Here is a 24025-nt window from a genome sequence, read left to right on the forward strand (position 1 = left end):
GCTGCGTTAACAGCCGCCAAGGGTGCCACGTCACCTTTGCTCTGCTTCAACCCGCGCAACAGTTTTGGGGCCTGGGTGGTGCGCGGGTTGAAGCAGAGCAAAGGACGCGCGAAGGGCTGCGGCCGCCGCCCGGCCATGAGCTGACGCCCGTCCGCCGCTGCGGCCGGTGCTGCCTCAGCCGGTGCGGGCAGGAGTGGCCGCCGAGGCCAGCTCCGCGGCGGCCGCCGGATCCGTGGGCGCGTCCGTGCCGTCCGGCTGCGACGCCGGCGTCACCGTGTCGGTCTCCGCCGCGCCGGTCACCGCTGCCAGCGCTCCCCGCTCGGCCGGGTCACGTCGCCGCATACGGCTGACCAGCCAGCCGATCGCCGCGCCGCCGCCCAGGCCGGCCAGCAAGCCGGCGGCGAGCATCGCGTCGGCGTTGCCGGATTCCTCTGCGGAGCCGCCCGCCGCCGTGTCACCGCCGCCGGAAGCGCCGTCGGCGCCCTGCGCCCCTGCGGCGGGACCGTTCCCCGCGTCCGCCGCCGGGGCGCCATGCCCGCCGTGCCCGACCGGCCCGGCCGCACCCGCCGCCGCCGGCAACAGCGTCAGCACCGGGGCCCGGTGTGCGCCGCTGGCGTCCGCCCACCGGACGACCGTGCCGTCGGCGTACGTCTGGACGACCTCGAAGGTGAGCCGCTCCGCCTGCGGCAGCGGGCCCATGGACAGGGCCAGCCGGGCCGGGCCGGACGCGCCCGCGCCGACGCGGACCCAGGTCACCGCCGTGGTCACGGTGCTCACTCCGGAGGAGTGGATGCCGGCCACCGGCTTGTCCAGCGTACGGGAGCTGATCTTGGGCGCCCAGCCGTCGACCGACATCGGATAGACCTCGGCCACCGGGGCGTCGGCCGGCAACCGGACCTCGATCCGGGTGGTCTTCGTGCCGGCCCGCTCCTCGGGCACGCTGAACTCCAGCCGTACGGCGTCGCCCTGCCGTGCCTCGGTCGGGGTGGTCGTCACGTCCGCGGCGTGCGCCGCCGTACCGGGCCAGAGCAGCAGCCCCGCGGCGGTCAGCGCGGTCACCGCCGCGATTCGCCGCGGGCGGCCTCCGCCGTGTGCGCTCGCCATCTCGTGCCCCCATCCGTCTCGACGTGACCGGCTCCGGTTTCCGGCCACACCTTCTAGTTCGGCTGGCAGGCGCGAAAGGTTCAACGCCGGACGCGAGGAAGGTGCCCTTCCCGGCCACGAGGGGGTGGACCGATAGCATCGGCAGGAGCCGAGGATCGGCATCGTTTCGTACTGCTTGGAGGAGTCACCGTGTCCGCACCCCGTACCCCCGCCGTGGCCGACCCTGTCGTCGTCGCCGCCGGGACGACGGCGGCCGACGCGGTGGCCGCGGCCGGACTGCCCGCGAACGGCCCCAAGGCGATCGTCGTGGTCCGCGACCCGCAGGGTCAGCTGCGCGACCTGGACTGGGCGCCGACCGAGGAGACCGTCGTCGAGCCGGTCAGCCTGGACTCGCCCGACGGGCTCACCGTGCTGCGCCACTCCACCGCGCACGTGCTCGCCCAGGCCGTGCAGGACATCTTCCCCGAGGCCAAGCTGGGCATCGGCCCGCCCATCGAGAACGGCTTCTACTACGACTTCGACGTCGCCAAGCCGTTCCAGCCCGATGACCTCAGCAAGATCGAAAAGCGCATGCAGGAGATCGTCAAGTCCGGGCAGCGGTTCCGTCGCCGCCGCTTCGGCAGCCTCGACGAGGCGCGCGCCGAGCTGGCCGACGAGCCGTTCAAGCTGGAGTTGATCGAGGTCAAGGGCGAGGGCCTGGACACCGACGAGGTGATGGAGGTCGGCGGCGGCGAGCTGACCATCTACGACAACCTCGACGCCAAGGAGGACAAGGTCTGCTGGTCGGACCTGTGCCGGGGCCCGCACCTGCCGACCACCCGACTGATCGGCGCGTTCAAGCTGATGCGCTCGGCCGCCGCGTACTGGCGCGGGTCGGAGAAGAACCCCCAACTGCAGCGGGTGTACGGCACCGCGTGGCCGACCCGCGATGAGCTCAAGGCGTACCTGAAGCTGTTGGAGGAGGCCGCCCGGCGCGACCACCGCAAGCTCGGCGCGGACCTCGACCTGTTCAGCTTCCCCGACGAGATCGGCTCGGGCCTGGCGGTCTTCCACCCCAAGGGCGGCATCATCCGCCGCGAGATGGAGCACTACTCGCGGCGGCGGCACGAGGAGGCGGGGTACGAGTTCGTCAACACCCCGCACATCTCCAAGGCGCAGCTGTTCCACACCTCCGGGCACCTGCCGTACTACGCGGACACGATGTTCCCGCCCATGCAGCTGGAGGGCGCGGACTACTACCTCAAGGCCATGAACTGCCCGATGCACAACCTGATCTTCAGGTCGCGGGGGCGGTCGTACCGTGAGCTGCCGCTGCGGATGTTCGAGTTCGGCACGGTCTACCGGTACGAGAAGTCCGGCGTCGTGCACGGCCTGACCCGGGTCCGTGGCCTGACCCAGGACGACTCGCACATTTACTGCACCCGCGAGCAGATGGCCGGCGAGCTGTCCACGCTGCTCAGCTTCGTGCTGGACCTGCTGCGCGACTACGGCCTGGACGACTTCTACCTGGAGCTGTCGACCCGGGACGACTCGCCCAAGTTCATCGGCGCCGACGAGGACTGGGCGGAGGCGACCGAGGCGCTGCGGACCGCCGCCGAGACCTCGGGTCTGGAGCTGGTGCCCGATCCGGGTGGCGCGGCGTTCTACGGGCCGAAGATCTCCGTGCAGGCGCGCGACGCGATTGGCCGGACCTGGCAGATGTCCACCATCCAGGTCGACTTCAACCAGCCGGAGCGGTTCGGGTTGGAGTACCAGGCCGCCGACGGCAGCCGCCAGCGGCCCGTGATGATCCACCGGGCGCTGTTCGGGTCGATCGAACGGTTCTTCGGGGTGCTCACCGAGCACTACGCAGGCGCGTTCCCGGCCTGGCTGGCCCCGGTGCAGGTGGTGGGCATTCCGATCCGCGAGGACCACACCGACTACCTGCACGGCTTCGTCGCGGCGCTGCGGGCCGAGGGCATCCGGGCCCAGGTGGACGCGGGTGACGACCGGATGCAGAAGAAGATCCGTACGGCGCAGCAGCAGAAGATCCCGTTCATGGTGATCGCCGGTGACGACGACGTGGCGGCAGGCACGGTGTCCTTCCGCTACCGCGACGGCTCCCAGCGCAACGGTGTGCCGATCGCCCAGGCGGTCACCCACGTCCTCGACGTGGTGACCTCTCGCACGAACGTCGGCCCGTCGGCCGCACCGGAGTAGCCGGCGTCGGCGTCGCGTGTCGCGTGTCGCGATCGTGCTCGATCCAGGAAGTAGTGGCCTCGCCGCCGCGGGAGGCCACTACTTCCATGTTCGGGCGCGATCACGCCCGAAGCGGGCGTCGGCCTGGTCAGATGCCGCAGGTGGGTGCCGACCAGCCGCCGACCGCCGCGACGTGGGTGTGGTCGTTGTGGTCCGGGTAGCCGGGGCCGAGGATCTGTCCGAAGCCGTGGTTGCGGGCCTGCTGGGCCAGCCGGCACAGCGACGGTGAGCCGACCAGGTCCACCGCGTCGCCGTACAGGTGGCGGCTGTTCGAGGCCCCGCCGACCGCGCTGTTGCAGGCGTAGCTGCGGAAGCTGCTGCTGATCCCGATGGGCACGTCACCGAGGGCGTGCCGCAGGGCCTGGAGCTTCCACATCGAGACGAGCGCGTTGGCGCGGGCGGTGCTCGCCGCGACCGCTCCGCCGGACCAGGTGCTGTTGCAGTTGTTCAGCTCGGCGTAGCTGAAGTTGACCGGTGTGCAGTCGTCGTCCTGGAGGGCGTACAGCCGGTTGAAGGTCTGCGGGCCGGCGACGCCGTCCGCGCCCAACCCGTACGCCTGCTGGAAGCGGATCACCGCGGACCGGGTGGCGGGGCCGTAGGCGCCGTCGATGGTGAGCACCGCGCCGTAGCCGGGGTAGCCGGCGACGCGGATCTGAAGTTGCCGGACGTCCTCGCCGGACATCCCCTGCGACAGGGTGCGTGCCCAGGTGTAGCAGCCGTCCGCGTGCGCCGCGCTGGCGGTGAGGGTGACCCCGGTCACCGTGGTGGCGACGGCCAGCGCGAGCGCCGCGATGACCCTGCCGAGTCGTCGGATCATGAAGCTCTCCATTCATTTATTCAAGTGCCTGAATGCATGGAAGTTTCAGGTCTCGGCGGCAATCCGTCAACAACTTGCAGCAAGGAGTTTCCCGGTGACGGGTGTCGCGGCTGGCCCACGCGGCTCCGTAGGATCGGCTCGTGACAGGGGCGGAGCGGCACACGGACAGCGACGGCATGGCGGACGGCCTGGATCGGCTCTGGACGCCGCACCGGATGACCTACATCTCCGGCGAGGACCGCCCGGCCGAGGGCTACGAGAAGCCGACCGGCTGCCCGTTCTGTCGGGCCCCCGGGCTGCCCTCCGAGGAGAGCCTGGTGGTCGCCCGCGGCGAGCGCGTCTTCGTGGTGCTCAACCTCTACCCGTACAACCCGGGGCACCTGCTGGTCTGCCCGTACCGGCACGTCGCCGACTACACCGACCTCGACGAGCCGGAGACGGTCGAGCTCGCCTCGTACACCCAGACCGCGATGCGGGTGATCCGCAAGGTCAGCAACGCGCACGGCTTCAACCTGGGCATGAACCAGGGCGGGGTGGCCGGCGCCGGCATCGCCGCCCACCTGCACCAGCACGTGGTGCCGCGCTGGGGCGGCGACGCGAACTTCATGCCGGTGATCGGCCGCACCAAGGTGCTGCCCCAGCTGCTCGGCGACACCCGCGACCTGCTCGCCCGCGCCTGGCCGTCCTGACCCGCCGGGCCTGACCTCGCCGCCGCGAGGACCGCGCCGGTCCGGCTAGTCGGCGCGCAGCAGGTCGGCAAGCTCCGCCCAGCTCCCCACCGGGTGTACGCGGGGCAGCAGCGCGGCGTGCGCGGCGACCTCCGCCCGGCGGGGCCGGAACAGGTAGCGGTGCGGCACCGAGTCGAGGTAGCCGAGCACCTCCAGCCTGTCGTCCACGAAGTGGGTCAGGTCGAGCCGCCGGGCGATCGGCGCCTTGCCCGGCCGGGTCCGGCAGAAGTGCACCCGCTCGACGGGGATCCCGGTGCGGGCCGTGAGATCGTGGTGGGCCAGCCACTCCCGGGTCCGCCGCTCGGTGGACTCGCCGCACTTGGAGACGAGGTGCACCTCGTCGAACGCCGGCCCGAGCGCTCCGAGCGCGTCGAACGCCCCGTCGACCATGGGCGTCCGCAGGTAGTGCGCGCCGAAGAAGGAGGTGTCGGCGTCGTCGTCGGCCGGCTCGATGAGCACACCGCCGATGTCCACGCCCAGCCGTCGCATGGCGTCGATCATGCCGTACGGCCCCGGCGCGCGCGTACCGCGTTTCCGCGTGCGGAGTTGCTACGCCCGCCCGGTGAAGGTGGCACGATCGGCCGATGGCAGTGACGACACGGATGTTGGGGCGCAGCGGCATCGAGGTCAGCGCCCTCGGCATGGGGTGCTGGGCGATCGCCGGTCCATGGGCGGAGGGCAGCCAGCCGCTGGGCTGGGGCGCGGTCGACGACGACGAGTCCGTGCGGGCGGTACGCCGCGCGCTCGAGGAGGGCATCACACTCTTCGACACCGCCGACACGTACGGCGCGGGGCACGGCGAGCGGGTGCTGGGGCGGGCCCTCGCCGGCCGCCGGGACGAGGCCGTGATCGCCACCAAGTGGGGCTACACGTTCGACGAGGCGACCCGGCAGGCGACCGGGGAGGACGCGTCACCGGCGTACCTGCGGCGGGCCGTGACCGCGTCGCTGCGCCGGTTGGGCACCGACCGGATCGACCTCTACCAGCTGCACCTGGCCGACCTGCCGGTGCCCCGCGCGGAGGCGCTGATCGGCGTCTGCGAGGACCTGGTCGCCGAGGGCCTGATCCGCGCGTACGGGTGGAGCACCGACCGCCCGGACCGGGCCGCCGCCCTCGGACAGGCCGCCTCCGGCGCCACCGCCGTGCAGCACGCCCTGTCAGTGCTGCGCGACGCCCCCGAGGTGCTCGCCGTCTGCGACAAGTACGACCTGGCCAGCGTCAACCAGGGGCCGCTGGGGATGGGCCTGCTCACCGGCAAGTACACGGCCACGTCGACGTTGCCCCGCGACGACGTGCGCGGGTTGGCGCCAGGCTGGCTGGAGTGGTTCCGCGGCGGCCGGCCCGCGCCGGAGTGGCTGCGCCGGGTCGGGGCGGTCCGCGCCGCGCTGACCGCCGACGGGCGCACCCTCGCCCAGGGCGCGCTGGGCTGGATCTGGGCACGCAGCGGGCGCACCATCCCGATCCCCGGCTGCCGTACGGTCGCCCAGGTCGAGGAGAACGCCGCCGCGCTGCGCCGGGGGCCGCTGGCGCCGGACCAGTTCGTCGAGGTGGAACGCCAACTCGCCGCCCTGCGCACCGCCGCGCTCCGCGACGCCGATCGCCCACACTGGCCCCGCCCCACCCACCCCACGACCCACCCCTGACCCGCACACCGCGCGCAGTGCGGGCACGCCCTCTCCGACGCCGGTCCCGTCCCGTCCCGTGCTGTGGCGTGCCGCGCGGTGCCGTGTGCCATGGCGGCGCCGCGTGCTGTGCTGGTGTCGCGTCCTGTCGAGCTGCCCCAGATCTGGGGCAGCGTCGGTGCGGATGCGGTCCGCTCCGGCAGCGGCGCCCCGAATGTGGGGCAGCTCGACAGGACGCGAACACGTAGGCCGCGCCGCCGCCCGGCCCACACGCGACGGCTCGCGCGCGACGGGGAGTCGTCCGGGACAGGCGCGCGGGCACCAGGGCCAGCGGGCGGACAGGGCCAGCGAATACGCAGGGGGCACGCAGGGTTACGGGGTGTGTTCCTTGCGGGCCTGGTCGGCCAGGTGGGTGGGCATCGGGTCGTGGCGCACGAAGTGGCGGCGGAAGGTGCCCGTGCCGGCGGTCATCGAGCGCAGCTCGACGGCGTAGCGGAGCAGTTCGGTGGCCGGCACCTCGGCGCGCACGAGGGTACGGCCCTCGGCTTCCTCGTCGGGTTCGGTGCCGAGCACCCGGCCGCGCCGGCTGGACAGGTCGCCCATCACCGCGCCCACCGAGCCGTCCGGCACCCGGACGGTCACCTCGTCGATCGGTTCCAGCAGCGTCGGCTGGCCGCGCTCGGCGGCGTCGCGCAGCGCGAGCGCGCCGGCGGTCTGGAAGGCCGCGTCGGAGGAGTCGACGCTGTGCGCCTTGCCGTCGACGAGGGTGACCCGCAGGTCCACCACCGGGTGGCCGGCGACCAGTCCGCGTTCCAGCTGGGCGCGGACGCCCTTCTCGACGGACGGGATGTAGTTGTGCGGCACCGCGCCGCCGACGATCCGGTCGACGAACTCGAAGCCGGCGCCGCGGGGCAGCGGCTCCACCTCGATGTCGCAGACCGCGTACTGGCCGTGGCCGCCGGACTGCTTGACGTGCCGGCCGTGCCCCCGTGCCGGCACGGTCAGCGTCTCGCGCAGCGACACCTTGACCGGTTCGGTGTCCAGCTCGACGCCTCCGGCGCGCAGCCGGTCCAGCACGACGTCGGCGTGCGCCTCGCCCATGCACCAGAGCACCAGCTGGTGGGTCTCCGGGTTGCGTTCCAGCCGCAGGGTGGGGTCGCCGGCGACCAGCCGGGCGAGGTTGCGGGCCAGCGCGTCCTCGTCGGCGCGGCTGCGGGCGACGATCGCCACCGGCAGCAGCGGCTCCGGCATCTCCCACGGCGCGATCAGCAGCGGGTCGTCCTTGGCCGAGACGGTGTCGCCGGTCTCCGCGCTGCCCGACTTGGTGATCGCGCAGATGTCGCCGGCCACGCAGTGCGGCACCTCGCGCAGGGTCGCGCCCAGCGGGGTGTAGATGTGCCCGACCCGCTCGTCGGCGTCGTGGTCGGGGTGCCCGCGCTCGGCCATGCCGTGCCCGCAGATGTGCACGGTCTGTTCGGGGCGCAGCGTGCCGGAGAAGACCCGGACCAGCGAGACCCGACCGACGTGGCGGTCGACGGTGGTCTTGACGACCTCGGCGACGAGCGGGCCGTCCGGGTCGCAGGTCAGCGGCGGGCGGGGCGAGCCGTCCACGCCGGTGACCGCTGGCAGCTCATGCTCCAGCGGTGACGGGAACGCGGCGGTCAGCACCTCCAGCAGGGTGTCCAGACCGACGCCGGTCTCGGCGCAGACCGGCACCACCGGGTAGAAGTGGCCCCTCGCGACGGCCTTCTCCAGGTCCTCGATGAGCACCTCGGTGCTGATCTCCTCGCCCTCGAGGTAGCGGTCCATGAGGGTTTCGTCCTCGCTCTCGGCGATGATCCCCTCGATCAGCTCGTTGCGGGACTCGTCGATGGCCCGCTGGTGCTCCGGGTCCGGGTCGCGCACGTCGGCGGGCAGCCCGGCGGAGTAGTCGAAGACCCGTCGGGTGATCAGCCCGAGCAGGCCCTCGGTGGAGACCCCGTCGTCGCCGAGCATCGGCAGGTACAGGGGCATCACGTTGTCGCCGAAGACCCGCTGGCAGAGCGCCACCGTCTCGTCGAAGTCGGCGCGGGGCGCGTCGAGTCGGGCCACCGCGACGGCGCGCGGCATGTCGACCGCGGCGCACTCCTCCCACAGCGCCACCGTGGCGGCGTCCATCCCACCGGCCGCCGAGACGACGAACAGCGCGGCGTCGGCGGCCCGCAGGCCGGCCCGCAGCTCGCCGACGAAGTCGGCGTACCCGGGTGTGTCCAGCAGGTTGACCTTGATGCCGTTGTGCAGCAGAGGCGCGCAGGACAGGCTCACCGAGCGCTGCTGGCGTACGGCGGCCGGGTCGTGGTCGCCGACCGTGGTGCCGTCGACGACGCTGCCGGCCCGGCCGATGGTGCCGGTCGCGGCGAGCAGCGCCTCGACGAGCGTCGTCTTGCCCGCTCCGGAATGCCCGACGAGCACCACGTTGCGTACCCGCGCGGGGTCGGTCACCACCGGCGTGCCGCCGGTGGCCCCCTTTTCCTGATTTTTCTGCGCCATGGGGCGCACCTCCCTCAGCCGGTGGTGGGTGGCGACCGCCGCGCGAGGTGGAAGCGGCCCGGGGCGAGTGCGCGGCGATATCCTCCGGTGGTCTGCTGCACAGCGGGAACTCAACGGGCGGGCGGGTGAGCTGGCTCACCTCCCGGCTCGATCTCACACCCGTTGCCGTACAGGCACAAGCCTGCCCCGGGCGGGTCGCAGGGACCGGCCGTATCGCCGGACCTGGGCGGACCGTTATCGTGGGGACCGCCATGGCGAAGATCTTCCAAGTGTCGGCCCGCGCGGGGATGACCCGCGTCGTCGAGCCGATCGCACGTGCCCTCCTGCGCGCGGGCGTCACTCCCAATGCCGTCACCGTCGCGGGCACCGTTGGTGTGCTCATCGGCGCGCTCGGCTTCGGTGCCCGCGGCCACCTGGTCGCGGGCGCGTTGATCGTGACCGTGTTCGCGCTCACCGACCTGCTCGACGGGACGATGGCCCGGATGAGCGGCGGCTCCACCCGCTTCGGCGCGTTCCTCGACTCAAGCATGGACCGGGTCGCCGACAGCGCCGTCTTCGGCGCGGTGGCCTACTGGCTGGCCACCCGGGGCGACCACTCCGGGGTGGCCGCCGCGCTGCTGTGCCTGGCCGCCGGCGGGCTCGTCTCCTACGTGAAGGCGCGTGCCGAAGGGCTGGGCATGACCTGCAACGTGGGCATCGCCGAGCGCACCGAGCGGCTGCTGATCGTCGGCGTCGGCGGGATCCTCACGGGCGTCGGCGTGAAGCCGGCGCTGGAGATCGCGCTCTGGCTGCTCGCCGCCATCTCGATCTTCACGGTGGGGCAGCGGGTGGCGCACGTCTACCGCCAGGCCCAGCAGCTCCAGCCGGACGGCCAGGCGTGAGCGGGCTGCCGGCGACCCGGCGTCGGACGACCGGCGGCCGGGCCGCGTGAACCTCACCGAGCTGGGCTACGTCGCCGGATGGCGGCTGGTCCGCGCGCTTCCCCGGCCGTTGGTGGCGGCGGCGTTCCAGGCGGGCGCGGACCGCGCCCATCGCGGCGGTGGCGGGGGTACGGCCCGACTGCGCGCGAACCTGCGCCGGGTGGTCGGCCCGGAGCTGCCCGAGGCGGAGCTGGACGATCTCGTCAAGCGCGGGCTGCGCTCGTACGCCCGGTACTGGATGGAGGCGTTCCGGCTGCCCGCGTTGAGCCGGGAGCAGATCCTGGCCGGGTTCCGCCTCGACGGCGCGGAGTTGCTCGCCGCCGACGTGGCCGCGGGCCGGGGCGCGGTGGTGGCGCTGCCGCACGCCGGCAACTGGGATGCCGCGGGCGCCTGGGTCGCGGCCACCGGTTGGCCGATCACCACCGTCATGGAGCGGCTCAAGCCGGAGGGCGTGTACGAGCGTTTCCTGGCCTTCCGGGCCGAGCTCGGGATGGAGATCCTGCCCACCCACGGCGGCCCGCGTCCGGCGTTCGACGTGCTGCTGGACCGCGTCCGCGCCGGCGCGGTGGTGCCGCTGCTGGCCGACCGGGACCTCTCCGCCCGGGGGGTGGAGGTGGACTTCTTCGGTGGGAAGACCCGGATGCCGGCCGGGCCGGCGCTGCTCGCGCTGCACACCGGAGCGCCGCTGTACGTGGCCTCGTTGTGGTACGAGCAGGACGGGGCGTGCGCCTCGCTCGCCGGCCCGCTGCCGGTGCCCGGGCCCGAGGCGGGGCCTCTGGACCAGCGGGTCCGGTCGCTGACCCAGCTGATCGCCGACGGTCTGGCGGCGGGTATCGCCCGGCATCCGGAAGACTGGCACATGTTGCAGCGGATGTGGTTGGACCAGAGGAGGGCGGGGGAGGGCACGGCGCTGCCCTCGTCAGCCCCCGGCCAGGGCTGAAGGGGTGGGCTGACGCATGCGGATCGGCATCGTGTGCCCGTACTCGTTCGACGTCCCCGGCGGGGTGCAGAACCACGTCATGGATCTCGCCGAGGCGCTGATCGTGCTCGGTCACGAGGTCAGCGTGCTCGCTCCGGCGGATGAGGATTCGCCGCTGCCGGAGTACGTGGTGTCCGCCGGCCGGGCGGTGCCGCTGCCGTACAACGGGTCGGTGGCCCGGATCGCGTTCGGCCCGGTCTCGACCGCGCGGGTCCGGCGCTGGCTCACCAACGGTGACTTCGACGTGCTGCACGTGCACGAGCCGCTGACGTTGAGCCTGTCGCTGCTGGCGGTGCTCTCCGCTCGCGGCCCGGTGGTGGCCACGTTCCACACGGCGATGACCCGTTCGCGGGTGCTGGCCGCCGCGCAGGGCGTGCTGCAGATCGTGTTGGAGCGGATCACCGCCCGGATCGCGGTGAGCGCGCTGGCCCGCAAGGTGCAGGTCGAGCACATGGACGGCGGCGCGGTGGAGATCCCCAACGGGGTGGCGGTGGCGAAGTTCGCCGACGCCGAGCCGCTGCCGGGCTGGCCGGGGGAGTGCGGGCCGGGCACCGGCGGCACGGTGGGCTTCCTGGGCCGGTTCACGGAGGCGCGCAAGGGTTTCCCGGTGCTGCGGGACGCCTTCGTGGCGCTGGCGGCGACCCGCCCGGGGTTGCGGCTGCTGGTCGCCGGCCCGGGTGACCCGGACGACCTGTACGACCAGTTCCCGGCCGCGCTGCGGGAGCGGGTGACGTTCCTCGGGCTGGTCTCCGAGGCGGACAAGGCCCGGATGCTGCGCAGCGTGCACCTGTACGTGGCGCCGAACACCGGCGGCGAGTCGTTCGGGATGATCCTCACCGAGGCGCTGGCCGCCGGCACCACGGTGATCGCGAGTGACCTGGACGCGTTCCGCCGGGTGCTCGACGGTGGGCGGGCGGGGCGGCTGTTCCCGACCGGAGACGCGGTGGGATTGCGTGACGCCCTGTCCGAGCTGCTCGACGACCCGGCCGGGCGGGCCACGCTGAGCGCCTGCGGCGATCAGGTGGTGGCGAATTTCGACTGGCCGGTGGTTGCTCGGCGTGTTCTTGAGGTATACGCAGCGGCGATCGAGGCGACCGACGGGCGGGTCATCGACCAGGAATGGGTGGGGCTGAGCTGACCCGGGTGACGGATGGTGCGGCTGGTGACGCCGGTGACCGGCGCGGGCGTGCGCAACGGAGGAGAAACGGAGCAGCACTACGATGCCGCACATGTGGTGGGTGGTGGCCGCGAGTGTGCTCGTGGGGGTGCTTGCGGCGTACCTCATCTGGACCGCCGGCCGGGTCGAGCGGCTGCAGGGCCGCGCGGAGCTGGCGGCGCGGGCCCTCGACGCCCACCTGCTGCGCCGGGCGGCGGCCGCGGCGGTGCTGGCGGAGCGGCGTTTCGGCGTCGAGTTGTACGCGGCGGCCCGGATCGCGCTGGACGCTCCGCCGCAGGAGCGGGAGGCGGCTGAGAACGACCTGACCCGGCAGTTGCGCTCGGTGCGGCTGGACCCGGCCGATCCGGACTGCACGGCGGTCATCGCGGCGAGCCGCCGTCTCGCGTTGTCCCGGCAGGTGCACACCGACCTGGTTCGCGACGCCCGGTCGGCGCGCAGTCGTCCGCTGGTGCGGTTGTTTCGGATGGGGCGGGGCCGGGAGTGGCCGCGCTACTTCGACATCGACGACCCGACGCTCGTCGTGCCGGCCGACGTTCCGGCCGGCTGATCGGGGCGGGCGGAGGCTGACCGGGGCGGGCCGGCGTGGCGGTGAGCAGGGCCACAGTGCAGGCCACCGGGGGTCTGATTGGCTGTCGGCGCGGCGTTGACCAGTGCGTAGCATTTCCGCTGCCACCCCCACCGCACGTCCAAGGAGCGATGACCCGTGCCCGAAACCACCGCCTCGACCACCGGCACCGCCCCCGTCGTCGGCACGGCCCGCGTGAAGCGGGGCATGGCCGAGATGCTCAAGGGCGGCGTGATCATGGACGTCGTCAACGCCGAGCAGGCCAAGATCGCCGAGGACGCCGGCGCGGTCGCGGTGATGGCCCTGGAGCGGGTGCCCGCCGACATCCGCGCGCAGGGCGGGGTCTCCCGGATGAGCGACCCCGACATGATCGACGGGATCATCGAGGCGGTGTCCATCCCGGTGATGGCCAAGGCCCGCATCGGTCACTTCGTGGAGGCGCAGATCCTCCAGTCGCTCGGCGTCGACTACGTCGACGAGTCCGAGGTGCTGACCCCGGCCGACTACGCGAACCACATCGACAAGTGGGCGTTCACCGTGCCCTTCGTCTGTGGCGCGACCAACCTGGGCGAGGCGCTGCGCCGGATCACCGAGGGCGCGGCCATGATCCGCTCCAAGGGCGAGGCCGGCACCGGTGACGTCTCCAACGCCACCACCCACATGCGCAAGATCCGCCAGGAGATCCGCCGGCTCTCCTCGCTGCCGGCCGACGAGCTGTACGTCGCGGCCAAGGAGCTGCAGGCCCCGTACGAGCTGGTCAAGGAGGTCGCCGAGAGCGGCAAGCTGCCGGTGGTGCTGTTCACCGCCGGCGGGATCGCCACGCCGGCCGACGCGGCGATGATGATGCAGCTCGGCGCGGAGGGCGTCTTCGTCGGCTCCGGCATCTTCAAGGCCGGCAACCCGGCTCAGCGGGCCGCCGCGATCGTCAAGGCCACCACCTTCCACGACGACCCGGATGTGCTGGCGAAGGTCTCCCGGGGTCTGGGTGAGGCGATGGTCGGCATCAACGTCGACGAGATCCCGCAGCCGCACCGCCTGGCCGAGCGCGGTTGGTGAGGATGAACCGACCCACCATCGGTGTGCTCGCGCTCCAGGGCGACGTCCGGGAGCACGTGGCGGCGCTGGCCGCGGCGGGCGCGGACGCCCGCCCGGTCCGCCGCCCGAGCGAGCTGGACGCGGTCGACGGGCTGGTGATCCCGGGGGGCGAGTCCACCACCATCAGCAAGCTCGCCGACATCTTCGAGATGCGTGAGCCGATCGACAAGCGGATCGCCGACGGCATGCCGGTCTACGGCTCCTGCGCCGGCATGATCATGCTGGCCACCGAGGTGCTGGACGGTCGGGCCGACCAGCGCGGCTTCGCCGGGATCGACATGACGGTACGGCGTAACGCGTTCGGCCGGCAGGTCGACTCGTTCGAGGCGCCGGTGGAGATCGCCGGCGTGCCGGGGGAGCCGTTCCACGCGGTGTTCATCCGCGCGCCGTGGGTCGAGCGCGTCGGCGCGGCCGTCCAGGTGATCGGGAAGGTGACCGGCGGCCCGGCCGCCGAGCGGATCGTGGCGGTGCGGCAGGGCAACCTGCTGGCCACCTCGTTCCACCCTGAGCTGACGGGTGACCTGCGCGTACACGCGTACTTCGTGGAGCTGGTGCGCGCCGCCTGAGCGACGGAAGCGCGGTGGCGGGCATGAATCCCGCCCCCGGATCGTTGGTCTGGGCAGGCCCCGGCGCCGTGCCGCCGCCCCGGGCCGGTCCCGGGTGTGACATGGCGGGGTGTGACCTCGGTAAGATTGTCGCGGTTCGGCAGGGCCGTCGCCCGGCGCGGCACTTCCCGCGGGGCCGACCGGCCGCCGGATCGCCGATGCGGCGCGGAATCGGTGCGGCAGTCGACGCAGGCGTGCAATGACAGACGGAGGTAGAAGATGTCCGGCCACTCAAAGTGGGCGACGACCAAGCACAAGAAGGCCGTCATCGACGCCAAGCGCGGCAAGATGTTCGCCAAGCTGATCAAGAACGTCGAGGTGGCCGCGCGGACCGGTGGCGGCGACCCGTCCGGTAACCCGACGCTCTTCGACGCGATCCAGAAGGCGAAGAAGAGCTCGGTGCCGAACGACAACATCGACCGCGCCGTCAAGCGCGGCTCCGGCCTGGAGGCCGGCGGCGCCGACTGGCAGACCATCATGTACGAGGGGTACGGCCCGAACGGCGTGGCCATGCTCATCGAGTGCCTCACCGACAACCGCAACCGGGCGGCCACCGAGGTGCGTACCGCCCTCACCCGCAACGGCGGCTCGCTCGCCGACGCCGGCTCGGTGTCGTACATGTTCTCCCGCAAGGGCGTGGTGATCGTGCCCAAGGAGGGCACCAGCGAGGACGACGTGATGATGGCCGTCCTCGACGCCGGCGCCGAGGAGGTCAACGACCTCGGTGAGGCGTTCGAGGTGGTCTCCGAGCCGACCGACCTGATCCCGGTGCGCACCGCGCTGCAGGACGCCGGCATCGAGTACGAGTCGGCGGAGTCCTCCCTGATCCCCAGCATGAACGTCCCGCTCGACGAAGAGGGCGCCCGCAAGATCTTCAAGCTGATCGACGTCCTGGAGGACTGCGACGACGTGCAGAACGTCTACGCGAACTTCGACGTCAGCGACGACGTGATGGCGGCCGTCGACGCCTGAGGTCCGGCCCGTCCGGCCCGTCCGGCCTGCCCGGCCTGCCCGGCGTGATCCACACCAGGTCGCCGATGTGGGGGTGTCCGCGCGAGCGGTTGCCCCCACATCGGCGACCTGACGTGTGTCAGCGCCCCCTTGATCGGCTCGGGATGACGGGTGCCACCGGCAGCAGCCCGGCAGGCCGCACGAAGATCGACCGTCGGGCGATCGCGTCCAGTCTCGGCCCCACCTCGTAGCCGTCGAGCCAGACCCACCCGTCATAGGTTGGCCAGTCGAGAACGCGGATGACGCGGAACAGGATCGGCCGGCTGAACTGGATACTCGCCGCGCGGGTGACCTGAAAGAGGTCACCCGCCCGCACGGCCGCCGGATTTCCGGTCGCGCCACGCCTTGAGATGATCACTTGCCTCGACCAGCCGGGGACACGAACCATCCGGGCCGCACCTGGTGCAAACGTTGCGATGATGAAAGTCGATCACGTAGCTCGCCATCGTCACGAGGAACGGCGGCTCGGGTCGGGGCTCCTCACCCATCATGGCGATCACCTCGCTGGGGCGACGCCGCGCTCTTCTCCTCGCTCGACGCGAGCGGCGTGGTGCGCCGGTAGGCGCCAGCCCGGCCCGGGAACCGGGTCCGCTCCACCACGTCGACTGGCTCATCCGGTCGGTGAAACCACTTCCAACGGCACACGGCCTGCCTCCCGAAGTCAATGCGAGTAGGGCATCTAGCAGGCAGGATTCCGTTGCCGGCCAACGATCTGCAACGTCTCACACCGAAAACCGCGCTTCGAGATTGACGGCGTCTCGTTTGGCCGGCCATGCTGTTCCAGATGAGACAGACAGGCCACGAGAGGTGAGACCGGAGGCCGAATGAGTGAGGTCGGTTCGTCAGTCCCACGGCGGCAACTCGGGCGGCTTCTGCGCCAGGCACGTGAGGAAGCCGGAATCAACCTTGAGGCTGCCGCCAATGACCTCGAATGGTCCCGCGCCAAGATGTACCGGTTGGAGAGTGGCCAGACTGCGCTGCGTACTCATGACGTGGTGTTGATGTGTCAGCTCTACGGCACGTCTGCCGAACTGACCGAGGTGTTGGTCAGTCTTGCCCGGGAGAGCAAGTCCCGGGGGTGGTGGCACGCCTATGACGAGGTGATCCCGGGCTGGTTCGAGTTGTACGTGGGACTGGAGGCCGCCTCCTCTTCCATCCGCCAGTACGAGCCGACCCTCATTCCCGGACTCCTCCAGACCCCGGAGTACATGGCCGCGGTGTTCGAGACCAAACCCGGGCGTACCCCGCAGGAGGTGGCGCAGAAGGTCGCCCTACGGATGCAGCGACAGAAGCTGTTGACCAGGCGCAGTCCTGCGGCCCCGCGTCTTGATGTCGCGATCGACGAAGCCGTGGTCCGCCGACCCATCGATGACATCGAGGGCTGGCGGATGCAACTCGCTCACCTGGTCAACGCCGCTCAAGCGCCGAACATCGCCGTCCGGGTGCTGCCGCTGGGGATCGGACCGCACCGGGCATCCGTTGCCGGAGCCTTCGTCTTGCTCGATTTTCCGGCAGTCGGCACCCGGCCGGCGGAGCCCAGCACGGTCTACAGCGAGTCGCTGACCGGTGGCCTCTACCTCGATCGTCCGGCGGAGGTCCAGACGTACTCTGAGGTCTGGCAGGCGCTTTGGGATCTTGCCCTGCCCGAGCGCGCCTCGGAGGATCTGGTGAGCACAGTGATCAAGGAGACCTACGATGAGTGATCTGACCGGTGCCCGCTGGCGCACGAGCACACGTAGTGGCAATGAGGGCAACTGCGTGGAGGTCGCGGACAACCTTCCCGATGTCGTGGCCATCCGGGACAGCAAGGACGTCGAAGGGCCGGCGCTCACCTTCTCCCCGGCGGCCTGGGCCGCGTTCGTGACCCACGCCAAGGCCGCCGAGTAGCACCCAACGCGTGATCGACTCGACATCATGGAAGTGGGGGTGTCCGACGCGTGGGGATACCCCGCTTTCCGTGAAACGGAGTCGATCAAGCGCCCCGGCGCCGCCGGGCGCCCGGCGGGAGCCGTCGGCCCTCCCGGCGAAGCTGTCGCCGAAGCACAGCTCCAACCGCACAGGGTGGTCGCGTCGACGCCCGCTGTCCAGCCTCTGACTCCTCCTAGACGAATAATTCCTAATCTTGGCTGGGGCGGTGGGCGCGGCCAGCGGTGACCCTCGGTCACCTCCGTCGGGGCGGATGCGGTCGTAAGCGGTATACCTCAGAGTCATATTCATACCTCTGAGGTATACCGCTCAACAGCAGTCCGACACGGCGGGCAGCCAAAGCGGATGACCAGCGCCCTTCGCCGCAACCCCAGCCCCGTCTCGAGTTAGGACTTATTCGTCTAGGGGAGCGGCGGCCGTAGGCTTCCTTCCTCGGGGAGCGAACGAGGAGGTTCCGGGGGAGATGGTGGAACGCCGATTCGCGCCGGGTGACGTGGTCGTCCGGCGGGAGATCCTGCGGGGCGAGGTCTGGTTCGGCTGCCCGACGATCTGCGTCGAGGACTCGCCCGACCTGCTCGCCCTCTACCTCCCGCCGGGGGCGGAGTTCGGCTTCCCGACCGACGGCGTCTTCCCCTGTGGCCGGCACCCGTGGGAGACGGCCGGGCACCGCTCCTGGTCGGGGCACGGCAAGCTGATGCTGCACCGGCCGGGCGAGGCGCACTCGGTGGACGTGTTCTGGACGGGCCCGCAGCGCGACTTCGCGGGCTGGTACTTCAACCTTCAGGATCCGCTGCGGCGTACCCCGATCGGGGTGGACACTCTCGACCACGAGCTGGACCTGTGGTGGGGCGCGGACGACGACCGGTACGTCTGGAAGGACGTCGAGATGTTCGCGCAGCGCCTCGTCGAGGGGCGCTATCCGGGCATGGCGGACGCGATCCGCGGCGAGGGCGACCGGATCGCCGCCCTGCTCGACGCGGGTCAGCGGTGGTGGGATCCGGCGTGGGCGCGGTGGCAACCCGACCCGGCCTGGTCGCCGCCCCGGCTGCCGGACGGCTGGGCCTCGGTGCCCACCCGCTGACCACGGGCGACTGCCGTGTGAGCCGCGCCGGCCGTGTGGTCGGTCAGCACTCCGCCCCCGATCGACGAGAAACACCTGGTCGGGTGGCCGGTGTACGCGACGGGTGCCGGTGTCCGCTCAGGACACCGACGCCCGCGTGGGCCCTCGCCGGTCAGCCGATGCTCTCCCGCTCCCGCCAGGCGGCGCGCAGCGAGGTCCGGCCGTTGGTGCGGAGCAGCGAACCCTCGTAGACGCGGGCCCCGGCGACCACGAAGGCGCCGGCGGCGACCAGCAGGACGGCGAGCGACACGATCGGCTCCCAGCCAGCCGCGTCGCCGGTGAACAGCCGCAGCGGCATCGCCGTGGGCGACGAGAACGGCAGGTACGACAGCACCCGCATCGCGGTCGCGTTGTCGTTCAGGAAGATCACCGCGAAGAACGGCAGCATGACGGCGAGCTGCACCGGTGTCGACACACCGGCGATGTCCTCCTGACGGTTGACCAGGGCGCCGGCCGCCGCCCACATCGCGGCCAGCAGCACGAAGCCGAGCAGGAAGAACGGCACGAACCAGCCGATCGCCGGGGCGAGCAGGGTGAGCAGGTCCCCGCTGTCGCCGATCCGCATGCCGAGGACGGCCACGAGACCGATCAGCGCGATCTGCCCGAGCGCCAGGATGCCCCCGGCGATCACCTTGCCGGCCAGCAGCGCCCGTACCGGCACGGCCGCCACCAGGATCTCCACGATCCGGGTCTGCTTCTCCTCGGTGACGCTCTGCGCGATCTGCAGGCCGAAGGTCTGCGAGGTGATGAAGAAGACGAACGCGAACACGAACGGCACCAGGAACGCCACCACCGGGTCGACCGCGTCGGGGTCGAGGAGGCGCACCGGCGGTGCGATGCTCAGCGCCCGGACCACCTCGTGAGGTGCGTCGTCCATGGCGAGCACCGCCGGACCGCTGACGACCGCGGCGTCCACGTCCCCGTCGCGGACGGCCTGCTCGGCGGCCCGGTCGTCGGCCACCACCCGGACGTCGAGCCCGGCGGCCCGCAGCGGGCCGGCCGCGTCCTGGGTGACGGCCACGCTCTTCGGGCCGCCGGAGAGCAACGGCGGCAGGATGGTGCCGGCAGCGGCGATCACCAGGAAGAACAGCGTGCCGAACAGGAAGGTGCGATCGCGGAGCTTGACCCGGATCTCGCGTTCGGCGACCAGCCGGGTGGCCTGGGTGACGTTCACTGGGTGACCTCTCGGAAGATCTCGGTGAGCGAGGGGCTGACCGGGCGGAAGGCGCGGACCGGGCCGCGGGCGAGGGCCGCGTGCAGGATGGGCTGCTCGTCGGCGCCGACCGGCAGGTCGAAGACCGCCCGCGCGCCGTCCAGCTCGACCAGGGTGACCCCGGGCTGGTCGCGGACCCAGCCGGCGTCGGTCGCCACCACCAGCTCAAAGCGGGGCGAGGTGTACGAGTCGCGCAGCCGCGTACGGCTTCCGGCGGCCCGGATCACCCCGTCATTGATGATCACCAGGTCGTCGCAGAGGCGCTCCACCACGTCGAGTTGGTGGCTGGAGAACAGCACCGGCACTCCGGCGGCGGCGCGTTCGCGCAACACGGCGACGACCGTGTCGACGGCGAGGGGGTCGAGACCGGAGAACGGCTCGTCGAGCACCAGCACCTCGGGGTCGTGCACCAGCGCGGCGGCGATCTGGGCCCGCTGCTGGTTGCCCAGTGACAGCGTCTCCAGCAGGTCGTCGCCGCGTTCGCCGAGCCCGACCCGCTCCAGCAGAGCGTCCGTGGCGCGGCGGGCGGCGGGGGCGTCCAGGCCGTGCAACCGGCCCAGATAGGCGACCTGCTCCCGCGTGGTCATCTTGGGGTACAGGCCCCGTTCCTCCGGCATGTAGCCGAAGCGGCGGCGGTCCTGCCGGGTGAGCTTCGCGCCGCCCCAGCTCACCTCCCCGGCGTCGGGGGCGAGCACACCCAGGATGATCCGCATGGTGGTGGTCTTGCCGGCGCCGTTGGCGCCGACGAAGCCGGTCATCCGGCCGGCGGCCACCTCGAAGGACACGTTCTTGAGCACCTGCCGGTCGCCGAAACTGCGGTCGACGCCGTCGAGTTGGAGCGTTCTCGTCACGCGCCCACGCTAGATCGAACCCGTCGGCCCGCCATCCCTCCGGGGGCTGAGCCGAGGGGTCCGCCGAGCGACGGACACCGGTCATCCGCCGGGGCGGACCACCCCGTTCTCGTACGCGAACACCACCGCCTGGACCCGGTCGCGCAGGCCCAGTTTCGCCAGCACCCGACTCACGTGCGTCTTCACCGTCGCCTCGCCGAGGCACATCATCGCAGCGATCTCGGCGTTGCTCGACCCGGCGGCGAGCAGCACCAGCACCTCCCGTTCCCGTGGGGTCAGCTCGCCCAGCGCGGCCTCGGCATCGGCCCCCCGGTGCGCGGTGCCCGCCGGATCACCGGGACGGGCGAACGTGGAGATCACCCGGCGGGTGATCTCCGGGGCGAGCAGACCGTCGCCGCGGGCCAGCACCCGGATCGCCTCGATCAGCTCCTCGGGTGTGCCGTTCTTGAGCAGGAAACCGCTGGCCCCGGCCCGCAGCGCGGTGAAGAGGTAGTCGTCGCGGTCGAAGGTGGTGAGGATCAGCACCGCCGGAGCGCCGGGCCCGTCGTCGGTGATCCGCCGGGTGGCCTCCAGCCCGTCCATGCCGGGCATCTCCACGTCCATCAGCACCACGTCCGGGCGCGTGGCGCGGGCCATGGTGACGGCCCGCGCGCCGTCGGCGGCCTCACCGACCACCGTGATGTCGTCCTCCACCTCCAGGATGATCCGAAAGCCGGTGCGCACGAGATGCTGGTCGTCGGCGAGCAGCACCCGGATCGGGGTGATCGGTGCGGTGCTCACGACGACCGCCCCGCCCCGGCCGTCAACGACCGTCCGTCTCCAGTCTCCCGTTGCCGGCCGATCGCCGGGTCCGCGAGCGGGAAGCGGGCGCGGACCCGCCAACCCCCGCCGGCCCGGGGCCCGGCCTCCAGCTCGCCGTCGTGCGCGGTGACCCGCTCGCGCATCCCGATCAGGCCGAGCCCGGCGGCATCGGCCCGGCCGCCGGTCCGTCCGTCGTCGGTCACGTCGACCTCCACCTCCCGGGCCAGATAGCGGACCCGCACATCCAGCAGATCCGCCCCGGCGTGCTTCAGGGTGTTGGTCACCGCCTCCTGCGTCACCCGGTAGGCAGCCTGCGAGACCGACTCGGGCAGTGCGACGGGCTCGCCGTACACCCCGAGGGTGGCCCTCAGGCCCGCGGCCCGCGCCCGCTCGACCAGCTCGGCGATGCGCTCGACGTCGCCGGGCGCGGGCCGCTCGACGTCGCCGTCGCCGGAGGCGCGCAGCACGCCGAGCATCCGGCGCAGCTCGTCGACGGCGGTGCGGGCGCTCTGCTCGATGGCAGCGAGTGCCGTGCGGGCCTTGCCCGGGTCGCGGTCGAACACCCGGCGGCAGGCGGACGCCTGTACGCCCATCACCGACACGTGGTGGGCGACGACGTCGTGCAGCTCCCGGGCGATCCGGACCCGTTCGCCGAGCACCGCCCGCTCCCGGCCCTCGGCCTGGGACCGGCGCAGCTCCTCGGCCTGTTCGCGCAGCTCGTGCTCGCGCCGCGCGGCCACCCAGGCGGTCTCGCCGAAGAAGTACGCGAACCCGAAGACCAGCACGTTGACCAGGACGCCGCTGACCATCGCGGCGAGCACCGGCGGCACCGGGCCGACCGCGTCGTCGAAGGCGCCGGGCGGGATGTGGTCGATCGTCACCGCGTAGTAGACGCCCAGCCAGGCGAACATCGTGGCGATCACGCCGATCCGCAGCCGGCGGGCCACCTGGTGGTCCGGTCCCCAGGCGCCCATCGTGTAGAGGGCGCAGAACAGGGCCCACGCGGAGAACTGGGTCTCCGGCGCCGACCGGGCCTGCGCGGCGATGAACGCCACCGCGACGACCAGCAGGGTGGCTGCCGGCCAGCGCCGCCGCCCGACCAGCGGAAGCGTCACCGCGACGGTCCAGAACAGCTGCTCCGGCCCGGACGGCGGTGGCCCCAGCAGGAACGCCCCGGTGCTGCGGGCCAGGGTGAGGCTGACCAGCGCCAGCCCGGTCACCGCGAGCCCGATCCACAGGTCGATCCGCCGCTGCTCCGCCGTCGGGCCCGGACGGCGCCACTCGTCGCGCTGTGCCTCGGTCATCCGGGAACGATGCCACGTCGTCAGCCGCGTCCGCTATCCGGACGGCCCGGCGGGGACAGCGCGCCGACGTGCGGCGGCCCGACGCGGTGTCCGCGCCGGGCCGCCGTCTCCGCTGTCGCTCAGGTCGTCTGGCGACGGCTCTTGAGGACCGTGTCGACGAGGTCCCACACCAGCACCACGGCGACGCCCAGCGCGATGAGGGCGTTGAGGAGGCTGCGGTTGTCCGCGTCCGCCAGCCAGCTCAGCCGCTCGCCCAGAGCCGGGTTGAGCAGCGCGTCGGAGAGCGCCAGCCCGGCAAGCGGCACCGTGAACGCCAGGTTGAGCAGCGCCTTCACCGCGAACAGCGGCCAGCTCCAGCGCCCGATCCGGTACTTGACGACCTCGAACACCGCGATGGCGAGCAGGACGACCATCAGCGCCGGCAGCCAGAACGACCAGAGCGCCGGGTCGAGGACGGGGATGTTGTCGCCGTCGCTGGCACGCACCCACGACTGGTAGTGCTGCAAGGGCAGGTAGCCGATGGTCAGCACCAGCATGGCCACCGCCGCGATGGTGTCGACGAGGGAGACGTCGCGGTGCGCGGGGACGTCGGGCAGCTCGTCGACGGTCCAGTCGGGCAGGTCGACGGCGGGCTGGGACCGCTCGATGAGGACGAAGGTCAGGGTGAGCCAGAAGCTGATGTGCACGGCCACGTGCAGGGCGATGACGAGGCCCGGCCCGATCGCGCCGAAGCCCTTGCCGTCGACGACCGCGACGACCGTGACCACCGTGCCGGCGAGCGCCGGGATGAAGCTGAGCAGCAGCTTCAGCAGCCGCAGCCAGATCAGGTAGTAGGTGGGGCCGATGAGCTGGAGCCGGCGGTCGGCGTAGCGGGCGGCCAGGCGGTCGGGGTTGCCCAGCTCGGTGAGCACCTCCCGCTCGGCGGCCGCCGCGTCCTCGCCGCCCCCGGTCCGGTCCTCGATCATGTCCTCGATCGAGGCGCGCAGCTCGGTCGCGATCTCGGCGCGACGCTGGGCGGGCACCGAGCGCAGGGTGGCGGCCAGGTAGCGGTCGGTCAGGGTGTTCATCGGTCCACTCCTTGGATCAGCCCGGTGATGGAGGTCTGTACGGCGGCGAGGTCGTCCAGGAGCCGGCTCAGCATCGACTCGCCCTCGTCGCTGGTCCGGTAGAACTTGCGCGGCCGGCTCTCCTCGGTGTTCCACTCGCTGGTGAGCAGGCCCTGGTCCTCCAGGCGGCGCAGCAGCGGGTAGAGCGTGTTGGCGTCGACCGGAAAGCCGTGGTCGGTGAGCCGTTGCAGCAGTGCGTAGCCGTAGTCCGGTCGGCGGAGCGCGACCAGGCTGGCCACCACGACGGTGCCTCGACGCAGCTCCTGCAGGTGCGTCCGTAGAACATCCTCGCTAACCATGTGTCACACCATACT

Annotated in this window: 24 protein-coding genes; 13 read left to right on the forward strand and 11 right to left on the reverse strand. The window is 72.1% G+C overall.

The window, feature by feature from the left end; translation table 11 throughout:
- Nucleotides 1-174: 174 nt before the first annotated feature.
- Nucleotides 175-1059 carry a DUF1775 domain-containing protein gene (locus ABZT87_RS16280; protein WP_355065671.1) on the reverse strand — a complete coding sequence of 295 codons (885 nt, stop codon included), beginning with the start codon at nucleotides 1057-1059 and terminating at the stop codon, nucleotides 175-177.
- 234 nt (nucleotides 1060-1293) lie between these two features.
- Between ABZT87_RS16280 and thrS the strand changes: the two genes are divergently transcribed.
- Nucleotides 1294-3303, forward strand: a complete 2010-nt coding sequence (gene thrS, locus ABZT87_RS16285; protein WP_354861970.1) for a threonine--tRNA ligase — start codon at nucleotides 1294-1296, stop codon at nucleotides 3301-3303.
- 127 nt (nucleotides 3304-3430) lie between these two features.
- On the opposite strand, the gene ABZT87_RS16290 is transcribed toward thrS, so the two are convergent.
- Complete coding sequence (locus tag ABZT87_RS16290) at nucleotides 3431-4159, reverse strand: D-Ala-D-Ala carboxypeptidase family metallohydrolase (protein ID WP_355136282.1); 729 nt, start codon at nucleotides 4157-4159, stop codon at nucleotides 3431-3433.
- A 176-nt stretch (nucleotides 4160-4335) separates the two neighbouring features.
- On the opposite strand from ABZT87_RS16290, the gene ABZT87_RS16295 reads away from it, so the two are divergent.
- Nucleotides 4336-4848 (forward strand): HIT domain-containing protein, encoded by a 513-nt coding sequence (locus ABZT87_RS16295; RefSeq protein ID WP_355136504.1) that lies wholly within the window; start codon nucleotides 4336-4338, stop codon nucleotides 4846-4848.
- Between the two features lie 45 nt (nucleotides 4849-4893).
- Here the strand turns inward: ABZT87_RS16295 and ABZT87_RS16300 are convergent, their stop codons facing one another.
- Complete coding sequence (locus tag ABZT87_RS16300) at nucleotides 4894-5376, reverse strand: hypothetical protein (protein ID WP_355136284.1); 483 nt, start codon at nucleotides 5374-5376, stop codon at nucleotides 4894-4896.
- Nucleotides 5377-5471: 95 nt separating this feature from the next.
- Here ABZT87_RS16300 and ABZT87_RS16305 point away from each other — a divergent pair, with 95 nt between their 5' ends.
- Nucleotides 5472-6530 (forward strand): aldo/keto reductase, encoded by a 1059-nt coding sequence (locus ABZT87_RS16305; RefSeq protein WP_355136286.1) that lies wholly within the window; start codon nucleotides 5472-5474, stop codon nucleotides 6528-6530.
- A 351-nt stretch (nucleotides 6531-6881) separates the two neighbouring features.
- Here ABZT87_RS16305 and ABZT87_RS16310 read toward each other — a convergent pair whose 3' ends face one another.
- Nucleotides 6882-9038, reverse strand: coding sequence for an elongation factor G-like protein EF-G2 (locus ABZT87_RS16310; protein ID WP_355136288.1), 2157 nt, complete (start codon nucleotides 9036-9038; stop codon nucleotides 6882-6884).
- Nucleotides 9039-9289: 251 nt separating this feature from the next.
- Here ABZT87_RS16310 and pgsA point away from each other — a divergent pair, with 251 nt between their 5' ends.
- From pgsA to ABZT87_RS16345, 7 genes are all read left to right on the forward strand, one after another.
- On the forward strand, nucleotides 9290-9919 hold the full coding sequence (pgsA, locus tag ABZT87_RS16315) for a phosphatidylinositol phosphate synthase (RefSeq protein ID WP_354861795.1): 630 nt from the start codon (nucleotides 9290-9292) through the stop codon (nucleotides 9917-9919).
- A 46-nt stretch (nucleotides 9920-9965) separates the two neighbouring features.
- On the forward strand, nucleotides 9966-10898 hold the full coding sequence (locus ABZT87_RS16320; protein ID WP_354861796.1) for a phosphatidylinositol mannoside acyltransferase: 933 nt from the start codon (nucleotides 9966-9968) through the stop codon (nucleotides 10896-10898).
- Between the two features lie 16 nt (nucleotides 10899-10914).
- Nucleotides 10915-12075: a glycosyltransferase family 4 protein gene (locus ABZT87_RS16325; protein ID WP_355136290.1), complete on the forward strand. Its 1161-nt coding sequence runs from the start codon at nucleotides 10915-10917 to the stop codon at nucleotides 12073-12075.
- Nucleotides 12076-12157: 82 nt separating this feature from the next.
- Complete coding sequence (locus ABZT87_RS16330) at nucleotides 12158-12661, forward strand: hypothetical protein (RefSeq protein ID WP_355065683.1); 504 nt, start codon at nucleotides 12158-12160, stop codon at nucleotides 12659-12661.
- A 156-nt stretch (nucleotides 12662-12817) separates the two neighbouring features.
- Nucleotides 12818-13735, forward strand: a complete 918-nt coding sequence (gene pdxS, locus ABZT87_RS16335; RefSeq protein ID WP_354861802.1) for a pyridoxal 5'-phosphate synthase lyase subunit PdxS — start codon at nucleotides 12818-12820, stop codon at nucleotides 13733-13735.
- Between the two features lie 2 nt (nucleotides 13736-13737).
- Complete coding sequence (gene pdxT / locus ABZT87_RS16340; protein WP_355136292.1) at nucleotides 13738-14340, forward strand: pyridoxal 5'-phosphate synthase glutaminase subunit PdxT; 603 nt, start codon at nucleotides 13738-13740, stop codon at nucleotides 14338-14340.
- Nucleotides 14341-14598: 258 nt separating this feature from the next.
- Nucleotides 14599-15351, forward strand: a complete 753-nt coding sequence (locus ABZT87_RS16345) for a YebC/PmpR family DNA-binding transcriptional regulator (RefSeq protein ID WP_139587604.1) — start codon at nucleotides 14599-14601, stop codon at nucleotides 15349-15351.
- 118 nt (nucleotides 15352-15469) lie between these two features.
- Here ABZT87_RS16345 and ABZT87_RS16350 read toward each other — a convergent pair whose 3' ends face one another.
- The gene (locus ABZT87_RS16350; RefSeq protein WP_354861808.1) at nucleotides 15470-15706 is read right to left on the reverse strand and encodes a hypothetical protein; all 237 of its coding nucleotides are present in this window, start codon (nucleotides 15704-15706) and stop codon (nucleotides 15470-15472) included.
- A 508-nt stretch (nucleotides 15707-16214) separates the two neighbouring features.
- On the opposite strand from ABZT87_RS16350, the gene ABZT87_RS16355 reads away from it, so the two are divergent.
- The 3 genes from ABZT87_RS16355 to ABZT87_RS16365 all read left to right on the forward strand — a co-directional run bounded on the left by ABZT87_RS16355 (nucleotide 16215) and on the right by ABZT87_RS16365 (nucleotide 18397).
- On the forward strand, nucleotides 16215-17093 hold the full coding sequence (locus ABZT87_RS16355) for a helix-turn-helix transcriptional regulator (RefSeq protein WP_355136294.1): 879 nt from the start codon (nucleotides 16215-16217) through the stop codon (nucleotides 17091-17093).
- Nucleotides 17086-17277 carry a DUF397 domain-containing protein gene (locus tag ABZT87_RS16360; protein ID WP_355136296.1) on the forward strand — a complete coding sequence of 64 codons (192 nt, stop codon included), beginning with the start codon at nucleotides 17086-17088 and terminating at the stop codon, nucleotides 17275-17277. The genes ABZT87_RS16355 and ABZT87_RS16360 overlap by 8 nt, the downstream gene beginning before the upstream one ends.
- A 502-nt stretch (nucleotides 17278-17779) precedes the next feature.
- On the forward strand, nucleotides 17780-18397 hold the full coding sequence (locus ABZT87_RS16365) for a DUF402 domain-containing protein (protein WP_355136298.1): 618 nt from the start codon (nucleotides 17780-17782) through the stop codon (nucleotides 18395-18397).
- A 151-nt stretch (nucleotides 18398-18548) separates the two neighbouring features.
- Here ABZT87_RS16365 and ABZT87_RS16370 read toward each other — a convergent pair whose 3' ends face one another.
- The 6 genes from ABZT87_RS16370 to ABZT87_RS16395 all read right to left on the reverse strand — a co-directional run bounded on the left by ABZT87_RS16370 (nucleotide 18549) and on the right by ABZT87_RS16395 (nucleotide 24010).
- Entirely contained in the window at nucleotides 18549-19610 is a 1062-nt protein-coding gene (locus ABZT87_RS16370; RefSeq protein WP_355065689.1) for an ABC transporter permease, read from the reverse strand.
- Nucleotides 19607-20500: an ATP-binding cassette domain-containing protein gene (locus tag ABZT87_RS16375; RefSeq protein WP_355136300.1), complete on the reverse strand. Its 894-nt coding sequence runs from the start codon at nucleotides 20498-20500 to the stop codon at nucleotides 19607-19609. The genes ABZT87_RS16370 and ABZT87_RS16375 overlap by 4 nt, the downstream gene beginning before the upstream one ends.
- 81 nt (nucleotides 20501-20581) lie before the next feature.
- Complete coding sequence (locus ABZT87_RS16380) at nucleotides 20582-21280, reverse strand: response regulator transcription factor (protein WP_355136302.1); 699 nt, start codon at nucleotides 21278-21280, stop codon at nucleotides 20582-20584.
- Nucleotides 21277-22605: a sensor histidine kinase gene (locus tag ABZT87_RS16385; protein WP_355136304.1), complete on the reverse strand. Its 1329-nt coding sequence runs from the start codon at nucleotides 22603-22605 to the stop codon at nucleotides 21277-21279. Before ABZT87_RS16385 ends, ABZT87_RS16380 begins: the two co-directional genes overlap by 4 nt.
- A 119-nt stretch (nucleotides 22606-22724) precedes the next feature.
- On the reverse strand, nucleotides 22725-23672 hold the full coding sequence (locus ABZT87_RS16390; RefSeq protein WP_355136306.1) for a permease prefix domain 1-containing protein: 948 nt from the start codon (nucleotides 23670-23672) through the stop codon (nucleotides 22725-22727).
- Nucleotides 23669-24010, reverse strand: coding sequence for a PadR family transcriptional regulator (locus ABZT87_RS16395; RefSeq protein WP_110564981.1), 342 nt, complete (start codon nucleotides 24008-24010; stop codon nucleotides 23669-23671). Before ABZT87_RS16395 ends, ABZT87_RS16390 begins: the two co-directional genes overlap by 4 nt.
- Nucleotides 24011-24025 lie beyond the last annotated feature (15 nt).

It is taken from the genome of Micromonospora sp. NPDC005237, from assembly GCF_040607775.1.
GTDB lineage: Bacteria > Actinomycetota > Actinomycetes > Mycobacteriales > Micromonosporaceae > Micromonospora.

Excerpts from the sequence above, each read along its gene's own strand:
- ABZT87_RS16290 (WP_355136282.1), bottom strand. The coding sequence starts at position 4,159 with ATGATCCGACGACTCGGCAGGGTCATCGCGGCGCTCGCGCTGGCCGTC.
- ABZT87_RS16295 (WP_355136504.1), top strand. The coding sequence starts at position 4,336 with ATGGCGGACGGCCTGGATCGGCTCTGGACGCCGCACCGGATGACCTAC.
- ABZT87_RS16300 (WP_355136284.1), bottom strand. The coding sequence starts at position 5,376 with ATGCGACGGCTGGGCGTGGACATCGGCGGTGTGCTCATCGAGCCGGCC.
- ABZT87_RS16305 (WP_355136286.1), top strand. The coding sequence starts at position 5,472 with ATGGCAGTGACGACACGGATGTTGGGGCGCAGCGGCATCGAGGTCAGC.
- ABZT87_RS16310 (WP_355136288.1), bottom strand. The coding sequence starts at position 9,038 with ATGGCGCAGAAAAATCAGGAAAAGGGGGCCACCGGCGGCACGCCGGTG.
- pgsA (WP_354861795.1), top strand. The coding sequence starts at position 9,290 with ATGGCGAAGATCTTCCAAGTGTCGGCCCGCGCGGGGATGACCCGCGTC.
- ABZT87_RS16325 (WP_355136290.1), top strand. The coding sequence starts at position 10,915 with ATGCGGATCGGCATCGTGTGCCCGTACTCGTTCGACGTCCCCGGCGGG.
- ABZT87_RS16330 (WP_355065683.1), top strand. The coding sequence starts at position 12,158 with ATGCCGCACATGTGGTGGGTGGTGGCCGCGAGTGTGCTCGTGGGGGTG.
- pdxT (WP_355136292.1), top strand. The coding sequence starts at position 13,738 with ATGAACCGACCCACCATCGGTGTGCTCGCGCTCCAGGGCGACGTCCGG.
- ABZT87_RS16345 (WP_139587604.1), top strand. The coding sequence starts at position 14,599 with ATGTCCGGCCACTCAAAGTGGGCGACGACCAAGCACAAGAAGGCCGTC.
- ABZT87_RS16355 (WP_355136294.1), top strand. The coding sequence starts at position 16,215 with ATGAGTGAGGTCGGTTCGTCAGTCCCACGGCGGCAACTCGGGCGGCTT.
- ABZT87_RS16360 (WP_355136296.1), top strand. The coding sequence starts at position 17,086 with ATGAGTGATCTGACCGGTGCCCGCTGGCGCACGAGCACACGTAGTGGC.
- ABZT87_RS16365 (WP_355136298.1), top strand. The coding sequence starts at position 17,780 with ATGGTGGAACGCCGATTCGCGCCGGGTGACGTGGTCGTCCGGCGGGAG.
- ABZT87_RS16385 (WP_355136304.1), bottom strand. The coding sequence starts at position 22,605 with ATGACCGAGGCACAGCGCGACGAGTGGCGCCGTCCGGGCCCGACGGCG.
- ABZT87_RS16390 (WP_355136306.1), bottom strand. The coding sequence starts at position 23,672 with ATGAACACCCTGACCGACCGCTACCTGGCCGCCACCCTGCGCTCGGTG.
- ABZT87_RS16395 (WP_110564981.1), bottom strand. The coding sequence starts at position 24,010 with ATGGTTAGCGAGGATGTTCTACGGACGCACCTGCAGGAGCTGCGTCGA.